The 9,730-nt window shown below is 47.3% G+C and carries 5 protein-coding genes, 2 tRNA genes and 2 rRNA genes; 4 read left to right on the forward strand and 5 right to left on the reverse strand.

Going from position 1 to position 9,730, the window contains the following annotated elements; genetic code table 11:
- Positions 1-108: 108 nt before the first annotated feature.
- From QSE00_RS17125 to QSE00_RS17140, 4 genes are all read right to left on the reverse strand, one after another.
- A 23S ribosomal RNA gene (locus QSE00_RS17125) occupies positions 109-2,946 on the reverse strand.
- Positions 2,947-3,201: 255 nt separating this feature from the next.
- Positions 3,202-3,275: transfer RNA gene (locus QSE00_RS17130), tRNA-Ala, on the reverse strand.
- A 270-nt stretch (positions 3,276-3,545) separates the two neighbouring features.
- Positions 3,546-3,619, reverse strand: a tRNA-Ile gene (locus QSE00_RS17135).
- A gap of 84 nt (positions 3,620-3,703) precedes the next feature.
- Positions 3,704-5,227, reverse strand: a 16S ribosomal RNA gene (locus QSE00_RS17140).
- The 16S and 23S rRNA genes sit together here with 2 tRNA genes alongside, the layout of an rRNA operon.
- A gap of 668 nt (positions 5,228-5,895) precedes the next feature.
- On the opposite strand from QSE00_RS17140, the gene thrS reads away from it, so the two are divergent.
- The 4 genes from thrS (at position 5,896) to rplT (ending at position 9,225) form a co-directional block, all read left to right on the forward strand.
- A complete protein-coding gene (thrS, locus tag QSE00_RS17145; RefSeq protein ID WP_110358094.1) occupies positions 5,896-7,836 on the forward strand; it encodes a threonine--tRNA ligase in 1,941 nt (646 codons plus the stop codon).
- A 108-nt stretch (positions 7,837-7,944) separates the two neighbouring features.
- Entirely contained in the window at positions 7,945-8,499 is a 555-nt protein-coding gene (gene infC, locus QSE00_RS17150; protein WP_083260705.1) for a translation initiation factor IF-3, read from the forward strand.
- Between the two features lie 95 nt (positions 8,500-8,594).
- Positions 8,595-8,792 (forward strand): 50S ribosomal protein L35, encoded by a 198-nt coding sequence (rpmI, locus tag QSE00_RS17155; RefSeq protein WP_110358095.1) that lies wholly within the window; start codon positions 8,595-8,597, stop codon positions 8,790-8,792.
- An 88-nt stretch (positions 8,793-8,880) separates the two neighbouring features.
- Complete coding sequence (gene rplT / locus QSE00_RS17160; protein ID WP_031444752.1) at positions 8,881-9,225, forward strand: 50S ribosomal protein L20; 345 nt, start codon at positions 8,881-8,883, stop codon at positions 9,223-9,225.
- A 101-nt stretch (positions 9,226-9,326) separates the two neighbouring features.
- Here rplT and QSE00_RS17165 read toward each other — a convergent pair whose 3' ends face one another.
- Positions 9,327-9,602 carry an EF-hand domain-containing protein gene (locus tag QSE00_RS17165; RefSeq protein WP_286106880.1) on the reverse strand — a complete coding sequence of 92 codons (276 nt, stop codon included), beginning with the start codon at positions 9,600-9,602 and terminating at the stop codon, positions 9,327-9,329.
- Between the last annotated feature and the right edge of the window lie 128 nt (positions 9,603-9,730).

Genomic DNA, 9,730 nt, shown 5'->3' on the forward strand with positions numbered 1-9,730 from the left:
ATGATTAACGGGCAACCGAACGCGTTTGCGGGAGGGCACCCTCTGGTGCCCTCCGTTGTTTGGAAAAAAAAGGTTTGTTGCCTCCCGTGGTCTCCCACGGGAGGGCGTTTGCGCAAGCCAACGGGCAATTAGTACCACTCGGCTACGGACATTGCTGCCCTTCCACCTATGGCCTATCGACGTGGTCATCTCCCACGGCCCTTTAAAGAAATCTCATCTTGTGGCGGGTTTCGCGCTTATATGCTTTCAGCGCTTATCCCATCCCGACATAGCTACCCAGCAATGCCCCTGGCGGGACAACTGGTGCACCAGCGGTCGGTCCAACCCGGTCCTCTCGTACTAGGGTCAGGTCCACTCAAATTTCTAACGCCCGCAGTAGATAGAGACCGAACTGTCTCACGACGTTCTGAACCCAGCTCGCGTGCCACTTTAATGGGCGAACAGCCCAACCCTTGGGACCTTCTCCAGCCCCAGGATGTGACGAGCCGACATCGAGGTGCCAAACCCCCCCGTCGATATGAGCTCTTGGGGGAGATCAGCCTGTTATCCCCGGCGTACCTTTTATCCTTTGAGCGATGGCCCTTCCATGCGGAACCACCGGATCACTATGCTCTACTTTCGTACCTGGTCGACCTGTATGTCTCTCAGTCAAGCGCCCTTGTGCCATTGCACTCTGCACACGATTGCCAACCGTATTGAGGGCACCTTTAGAAGCCTCCGTTACTCTTTTGGAGGCGACCACCCCAGTCAAACTACCCACCACGCACTGTCCTCCCATAAGGGAGTTAGGCCCCGGACAAACAAAGGCTGGTATTTCAACAATGACTCCACCACACCTGGCGATGCAGCTTCAAAGTCTCCCAGCTATCCTACACATTGGTTGCCCAAGGTCAATACGAAGCTATAGTAAAGGTGCACGGGGTCTTTTCGTCCCACTGCGGGTAACCGGCATCTTCACCGATACTACAATTTCACCGAGCTCATGGCCGAGACAGTGTCCAGATCGTTGCACCATTCGTGCAGGTCGGAACTTACCCGACAAGGAATTTCGCTACCTTAGGACCGTTATAGTTACGGCCGCCGTTTACTGGGGCTTCAATTCAATGCTTCTCCTTGCGGATGACATCTCCTCTTAACCTTCCAGCACCGGGCAGGTGTCAGGCCCTATACTTCTTCTCTCGAATTTGCAGAGCCCTGTGTTTTTGATAAACAGTCGCCTGGACCTCTTCACTGCGGCCACGCTAGAAGCGTGGCGACCCTTCTCCCGAAGTTACGGGTCTATTTTGCCTAGTTCCTTAGCCATGAATCTCTCGAGCGCCTTAGAATACTCATCCCAACCACCTGTGTCGGTTTGCGGTACGGGCTGCTTCACTTGGTTTTCTCGGAGGATGTTAAGCTGGATTATCACCTTGGCCGGAGCCTCAGTGTACTATCGGGGCGTCACCGCTCCCTTCAACGTACTATTCCGTCAGTACGCACCAACGCCACATCCCCGTCACTTTTAACGTGAGCAGGTACAGAAATATTAATCTGTTGTCCATCCACTACCCCCTTCGGGTTCGCGTTAGGTCCCGACTGACCCCCAGCTGATTAGCATAGCTGGGGAAACCTTGGTCTTTCGGCGTGCGGGTTTCTCGCCCGCATTATCGTTACTTATGCCTACATTTTCGTTTGTAGCTCCTCCACCACGCCTTACGGCCTAGCTTCAGCGGCACTACAATGCTCCCCTACCCCTCTGTACCGAGTACAGAAGTCACAGCTTCGGTGATATACTTATGCCCGATTATTATCCATGCGGAACCGCTCGACCAGTGAGCTGTTACGCACTCTTTAAATGAATGGCTGCTTCCAAGCCAACATCCTGGCTGTCAATGCAGTTCCACCGCGTTATATCAACTTAGTATATACTTGGGGACCTTAGCTGGTGATCTGGGTTCTTTCCCTCTCGGACATGGACCTTAGCACCCATGCCCTCACTGCGCACAATCATTTTATAGCATTCGGAGTTTGTCAGGAATTGGTAGGCGGTGAAGCCCCCGCATCCAATCAGTAGCTCTACCTCTATAAAACTTTGTACACGCTGCACCTAAATGCATTTCGGGGAGTACGAGCTATTTCCGAGTTTGATTGGCCTTTCACCCCTACCCACAGGTCATCCCAAGACTTTTCAACGTCAACGGGTTCGGTCCTCCACTGTGTGTTACCACAGCTTCAACCTGCCCATGGGTAGATCACACGGTTTCGCGTCTACTACTACTGACTACGTTCGCCCTGTTCAGACTCGCTTTCGCTACGGATCCGCACCTGAAGTGCTTAACCTTGCCAGTAAAAGTAACTCGTAGGCTCATTATGCAAAAGGCACGCCGTCACCCCCGAAGGGGCTCCGACCGCTTGTAGGCGTATGGTTTCAGGATCTTTTTCACTCCCTTGTTCAGGGTTCTTTTCACCTTTCCCTCACGGTACTGGTTCACTATCGGTCTCTCAGGAGTATTTAGTCTTGGCGGATGGTCCCGCCGGATTCATACAGGGTTTCACGTGCCCCGCACTACTCAGGATACCGCTATCGATAATGTTCTTTGCTCTTACGGGACTATCACCCTCTACGGTCCCTCTTTCCAAAGGGTTCTGATTCATCCCACATCGAATATCGCGGTCCTACAACCCCGCAGCTGCCGAAACAGATACGGTTTGGACTAATCCGCTTTCGCTCGCCACTACTCACGGAATCACTTTTGTTTTCTCCTCCTCCGGCTACTTAGATGTTTCAGTTCACCGGGTTTGCCCCCCTTGCGGGGTACTATACCTTCAATATAGTGGGTTGCCCCATTCGGATACCTGCGGATCATATCGTATGTGCCGATCCCCGCAGCTTTTCGCAGCTTATCGCGTCCTTCATCGCCTCTGAGAGCCTAGGCATTCCCCATACGCCCTTATCCAGCTTGTCGCCAGACCTTTTAATCTATTTCCGGGCCCATCTTCCGCGGCAGCGTCCGAAGGGCCCTCTCTTTACTTGTACTTTACTTTACTTTCGTGTTTCTTTTTCAGCGTGCGCCAAGACCTGAATCTTTCGCGCACCCTGTCCCAATATGTCAATGAACGTTTTGGCCATCCCAATCATCCCTTTTGCGGCCTTTGGCCGGGACAACGGCAATGTATTGCCAATGTGGAGAATACCACGCCGTAGCGTGGTGAACTCCTTAGTGGAGAATATCGGAGTCGAACCGATGACCTCCTGCGTGCAAGGCAGGCGCTCTAGCCAGCTGAGCTAATCCCCCGTTTGTCCTCAGTGATCAGTCAACAGTTATCAGTCAACAATTACTTACAACGGTCACTCAACCCCTAGAATTTCCTTATTCAATATTTTCAATCAATGAACGTGTTACTTTTTTTTAGACGAACACCATGACCCATAAAGGCCAACGCGCCATCCGGCCCCATCGCCATAAAAGTCCACCGGACTTTCCATAAACCCCCGGCCCTGTAGTCCCGGGCAGACTTACCGCCCTTGGCGGCATGGACTTCTCGTCCGCACCCCGTCTACTTTGTAGTCTCAGGCAGACTCGAACTGCCGACCTCTACATTATCAGTGTAGCGCTCTAACCAGCTGAGCTATGAGACTCACTATAGTTTGTTTTTATAATCATAAAGACAGAAATCGAAAAAACGGGCCCCTGAAAAAAGCCCCGACGGGCAAATTCTCTAGAAAGGAGGTGTTCCAGCCGCACCTTCCGGTACGGCTACCTTGTTACGACTTAGCCCTAGTTACCGATCTTGCCCTAGGCCGCTCCTTGCGGTGACGGACTTCAGGCACTCCCGGCTTCCATGGCTTGACGGGCGGTGTGTACAAGGCCCGGGAACGTATTCACCGGATCATGGCTGATATCCGATTACTAGCGATTCCAGCTTCACGGGGTCGAGTTGCAGACCCCGATCCGAACTGTGACCGGTTTTATAGATTCGCTCTGCCTTGCGGCATGGCTGCTCTCTGTACCGGCCATTGTAGCACGTGTGTGGCCCAGGACGTAAGGGCCGTGATGATTTGACGTCATCCCCACCTTCCTCGCGGTTTGCACCGGCAGTCCCGTTAGAGTCCCCATCTTTACATGCTGGCAACTAACGGCAGGGGTTGCGCTCGTTATAGGACTTAACCTGACACCTCACGGCACGAGCTGACGACAACCATGCAGCACCTTGTGATCTGCCCGAAGGAAACTCTATCTCTAAAGCTGTCAGACCACATTTAAGCCCTGGTAAGGTTCCTCGCGTATCATCGAATTAAACCACATGCTCCACCGCTTGTGCGGGCCCCCGTCAATTCCTTTGAGTTTCATCCTTGCGGACGTACTCCCCAGGTGGGATACTTATCACTTTCGCTTGGCCGCCCAGATTTGCATCCGGACAGCTAGTATCCATCGTTTACGGCGTGGACTACCAGGGTATCTAATCCTGTTCGCTCCCCACGCTTTCGTCCATCAGCGTCAGTATATGGTTAGTAACCTGCCTTCGCAATCGGTATTCTATGTAATATCTATGCATTTCACCGCTACACTACATATTCTAGTTACTTCACCATAACTCAAGACCACCAGTATCAAGGGCAATTCTACGGTTGAGCCGCAGACTTTCACCCCTGACTTAATGGCCCGCCTACGGACCCTTTAAACCCAATGATTCCGGATAACGCTCGGATCCTCCGTATTACCGCGGCTGCTGGCACGGAGTTAGCCGATCCTTATTCTTACGGTACCGTCAGAAGGGCACACGTGCCCCTTGTTCTTCCCGTACAAAAGCAGTTTACAATCCATAGGACCGTCTTCCTGCACGCGGCATGGCTGGATCAGGCTCCCGCCCATTGTCCAATATTCCTCACTGCTGCCTCCCGTAGGAGTCTGGTCCGTGTCTCAGTACCAGTGTGGGGGATCCCCCTCTCAGGGCCCCTACCCATCGCTGCCTTGGTAAGCCGTTACCTTACCAACTAACTAATGGGACGCATAGTCATCCTGTACCGTAGCCTTTAATGTAATAGTGATGCCACTACTACATACCATGGGGCATTAATCCAAATTTCTCTGGGCTATTCCCCAGTACAGGGCAGATTCTATACGCGTTGCGCACCCGTGCGCCGGTCGCCGGCGGATAAGCAAGCTTATCCCCGCTGCCCCTCGACTTGCATGTGTTAGGCCTGCCGCTAGCGTTCATCCTGAGCCAGGATCAAACTCTTCATCGTTGATTCTTATATTACTTCGATCAACCCGTAAAAGCATTTTTCCCGGCCCGTTATTTCGATTTATTTCTCTGCGCCACATCCCCGTTACCGGGTATGTGGCACGCTGTCTTTACAATATATCAATGAACTTGTTTCTCTTCTTTTCGTTCGCCCTGTCTCCCAAAGCGGCTGCAAATGTACAGCCTTTTTTTTATCCGCCAAGCTTTTTTGGAAAAAAATTATTTTTTCCCCTCGGCCGGCCTATATCGAACAGAACCTATATGAACGCGGTGCTCCCAACACCCTTTCCGCACACTCCGTAATTCCTTCGTTTGCGGGGTGCAAATCTACCACCCTTTTTTAAATCCACAAGGGTTTTTTTAAACTTTTTTTGCCTTTTTAAACAGGATGCGCACAACACGCTGTCAACAAGCATCTTGCAACGAACCATCCCGCAAAAAAGGGAGAACAATTTAACACTTTTTTCCCTGACCGCAAAACACCGAAACGTTAAAACAGGAACGCCCCCCCTAAGTGGACATGCCAGCCCAAGACCGCAGGCCGAACGGAACGGCAAAAAGAGGGGGCGCCAAGGCCTAACTTGGTATACCGATACAAAATCCTTCCTATATATATTGCCAACATAAATACTAGATGTTATCTTTGCACACTTATTACGACAAAAAAGCATGATCAAAATAACTTTACCGGACGGAAGCATAAGGGAATATGCACAAGGAACTACCCCTTTAGAGGTAGCCAAAAGCATAAGCGAAGGTTTGGCGCGAAATATTATTTCCGCAAAATTTAATGGAGTCACCGTTGAAACGGTTACACCTTTAAATGAAGATGGATCCCTTATTCTGTACAGCTGGAACGACAAAGAAGGAAAAACCGCGTTCTGGCATTCCACCTCCCACGTTGTGGCCCAAGCTCTGGAAGAATTGTACCCCGGTGTAAAACTAACCATAGGACCAGCCATTGACAATGGGTTTTATTATGATGTGGATTTGGCCGAGGGCACTATTTCAGAGAAAGACTTTCCTGCGATTGAAAAGAAAGCCTTGGAAATTGCCAGGGGAAAACACGATTTTAAAATGCGCTCCGTTACCAAGGCACAGGCATTGGAGCTATACAAATCACAAGGGAACCAATATAAGGTAGAACTTATAGAAAATCTGGAAGATGGCACCATTACCTTCTGTGACCATGATACCTTCACCGATTTATGTAGGGGAGGACACATTCCCAATACCGGTATCATAAAGGCCATTAAAATATTGAGTGTCGCAGGTGCCTATTGGAGAGGGAACGAAAAAAATAATCAGTTGACCCGGGTTTACGGTATTTCCTTTCCAAAACAGAAGGAACTTACCGAGTATCTGGAACTATTGGAAGAAGCCAAAAAAAGAGACCACAGGAAACTGGGAAAAGAATTGGAATTGTTCACTTTCTCACAGAAAGTAGGCCAAGGACTCCCCTTGTGGCTCCCTAAAGGAGCGGCATTAAGGGAACGTTTAGAAAATTTCCTCAAGAAAGCCCAGAAGAAGGCCGGATACGAAATGGTAGTTACCCCACATATTGGACAGAAAGAACTTTACGTAACCTCGGGGCATTATGCAAAATATGGGGAAGACAGCTTTCAACCTATAAAAACCCCAAAGGAAGACGAGGAGTTCTTATTAAAGCCCATGAACTGTCCACACCACTGTGAAATATACAACACCAAACCCTTTAGCTACAGGGAACTCCCTAAGCGATACGCGGAATTTGGAACTGTTTATAGATACGAACAAAGTGGCGAATTGCATGGCCTTACCAGGGTACGCGGATTTACCCAGGATGATGCCCATATATTCTGTACTCCGGACCAATTGGCCGACGAGTTCAAGAACGTAATAGATCTAACCCTATATGTAATGGGATCTTTAGGCTTTGGGAATTTTACGGCCCAAGTGTCCGTTAGGGATTTGGATAATCCCGAGAAATATATTGGATCTGTAGAAAACTGGGAAAAGGCGGAAAATGCCATTATCAATGCAGCCAAGGAAAAAGGTCTTGATTTTGTTATTGAAAGTGGTGAAGCTGCTTTTTACGGTCCAAAGTTGGATTTTATGGTAAAAGACGCCCTTGGCAGGAACTGGCAATTGGGAACCATACAAGTGGACTACAATTTACCGGAGCGATTTGACCTTACCTATAAAGGCAGTGACAATGAACTGCATAGACCCGTAATGATCCACAGGGCTCCTTTCGGAAGTATGGAGCGTTTTATAGCCTTATTACTGGAACATACAGGCGGTAATTTTCCACTTTGGTTGATGCCGGAGCAGGCTATAATCCTGCCTGTCAGCGAAAAACATGAAATATATGCCCAAAAAGTTTTAAATTCCTTGGAAAATAACGACATTCGCGCCCTCATTGACAACCGAAACGAAACGGTAGGCAAAAAAATACGTGAAGCAGAAATGAATAAAATCCCATTTATGCTGATTGTAGGGGAGAATGAAGAAAAAGAGGAAACGATTTCCATAAGGAGACACGGTGGCGAAGATTTAGGCGCCATCTCCGTAAAAGCCTTTACCGACTTGGTAGTAAATGAAATAAACAGTACCTTAAAGTCGTTTTAAAAATGCCTCGACCGGATTTGTTTATGAAAACAGATCCAAGCTCTCCCAAAGAGAGATGAAAACGGAAAGAGGATCGAGTAGTAAATGTTTAACTAAAAAGATTACGTCATAGCAATTAGAAAAAGATTTAGACCCCAACCTAGGAGGGAAAATAAAAACCCTCACAACATTAATGAAAGCATTTCATCGCCCAAGGTTAGGTTGGTTGGCGACAATGTAGAAGTAGGTGTATATAGCACCCGTGAAGCCTTGGCCAAAGCGGAAGAACTGGAATTGGACTTAGTGGAGATTTCCCCTAAAGCAGATCCTCCAGTGTGTAAAATTATAGATTACAAGAAGTTCCTTTACGAGCAAAAGAAAAGGGAAAAGGTCATGAAGGCCAAAGCCACCAAAGTGATCGTAAAAGAAATACGGTTTGGTCCACAAACGGATGACCACGATTATGAGTTTAAGAAGAAACACGCAGAAAAATTCTTAAAAGATGGTGCCAAGCTAAAAGCTTATGTATTTTTCAAGGGTCGTTCCATTGTTTATAAAGACCAAGGGGAAATACTGTTGCTTAAATTGGCTTCCGAATTGGAGGACTTGGGCAAAGTGGAACAAATGCCTAAACTTGAAGGAAAGCGTATGACCATGTTCATCGCCCCAAAAACTAAAAAATAATCCTTGCCCAATTGGCTTTGGTTACACGAAATAAAGTGCTAAGCATGTTTTAGCACAAAGATAGTAAGCGAGATAAATTAATAAATAGGAAGAAAATGCCTAAACAGAAAACAAAATCCAGTGCCAAAAAGCGATTTAAGCTTACTGGTAGTGGTAAAATTAAAAGAAAGCACGCCTTTAAGAGCCATATTCTTACGAAGAAGTCTAAAAAGCGTAAGCTTGCGTTAACCCACTCTGGATTAGTTCACGAGTCGGATGTTAACAGTATTAAGGAACAATTGCGTTTAAAGTAATCGTTCCATCGGTAATTATTAACCCTGGAGTTAGGCAGTTAAAGTATTCTACAATATAGGATCGCCTACTACAAAAAACATTAAAATTATGCCAAGATCAGTAAATTCAGTTGCTTCCAGAGCCAGAAGAAAAAAGGTGATGAAGCAGGCCAAAGGTTACTTTGGAAGACGTAAAAACGTTTGGACAGTAGCCAAAAATGCGGTTGAAAAAGCAATGTTATATGCTTACAGAGACCGTAGAAACAAGAAAAGAAATTTCCGCTCCCTATGGATTACCCGTATCAATGCTGGTGCCAGATTGCACGGAATGTCCTATTCCCAGTTTATGGGCAAGGTAAAAGCCAATAACATAGAGCTGAACCGTAAGGTTTTGGCTGATTTGGCCATGAACCACCCAGAGGCCTTCAAAGCTATTGTGAACAAAGTAAAATAAATTAATAAACTTATCTCGCTTATAAAAACCTGTTCCAAATGGAACAGGTTTTTTTATGCCCTGCCCATAACAGGCAACAAAATGCAACTTAATACCAACCATTATTTGGTCGTTTTTATTTTGCCGATAGCCGCCTTAAATTCTTCCCAATCTATCAACTCATCGCCAGATTTGTCATAACCCTCAATTAGCTTGGAAGAAACAATTCCTCGTAAAAAGCCACTTATTTCCGCCTTTTTCAACAATTCAACAATCTCACTTTTTTTGAGTTTTCCATCCCCATCTTCATCAAAAAAATTATAGGCCTCCTCCGGCGTTTTAAATTTATTGGTGATCAGAATCTGTATTTTATCCAATATCATATCTTTTGTAGCCATGCCCAATTTATTAAAATTCGTATTTCACTAATTTACTAAATAAAAGGTATTAAACCTCAGGGCAAGCCTGCCTTTGTCGGCAGACAGGCCTGTCTGCCCTGAACCCAATAATAGGAATCGACCCTAGG

Origin of the sequence: Arenibacter flavimaris (genome assembly GCF_030291335.1) — a bacterium.
Taxonomy (GTDB): Bacteria; Bacteroidota; Bacteroidia; order Flavobacteriales; family Flavobacteriaceae; genus Arenibacter.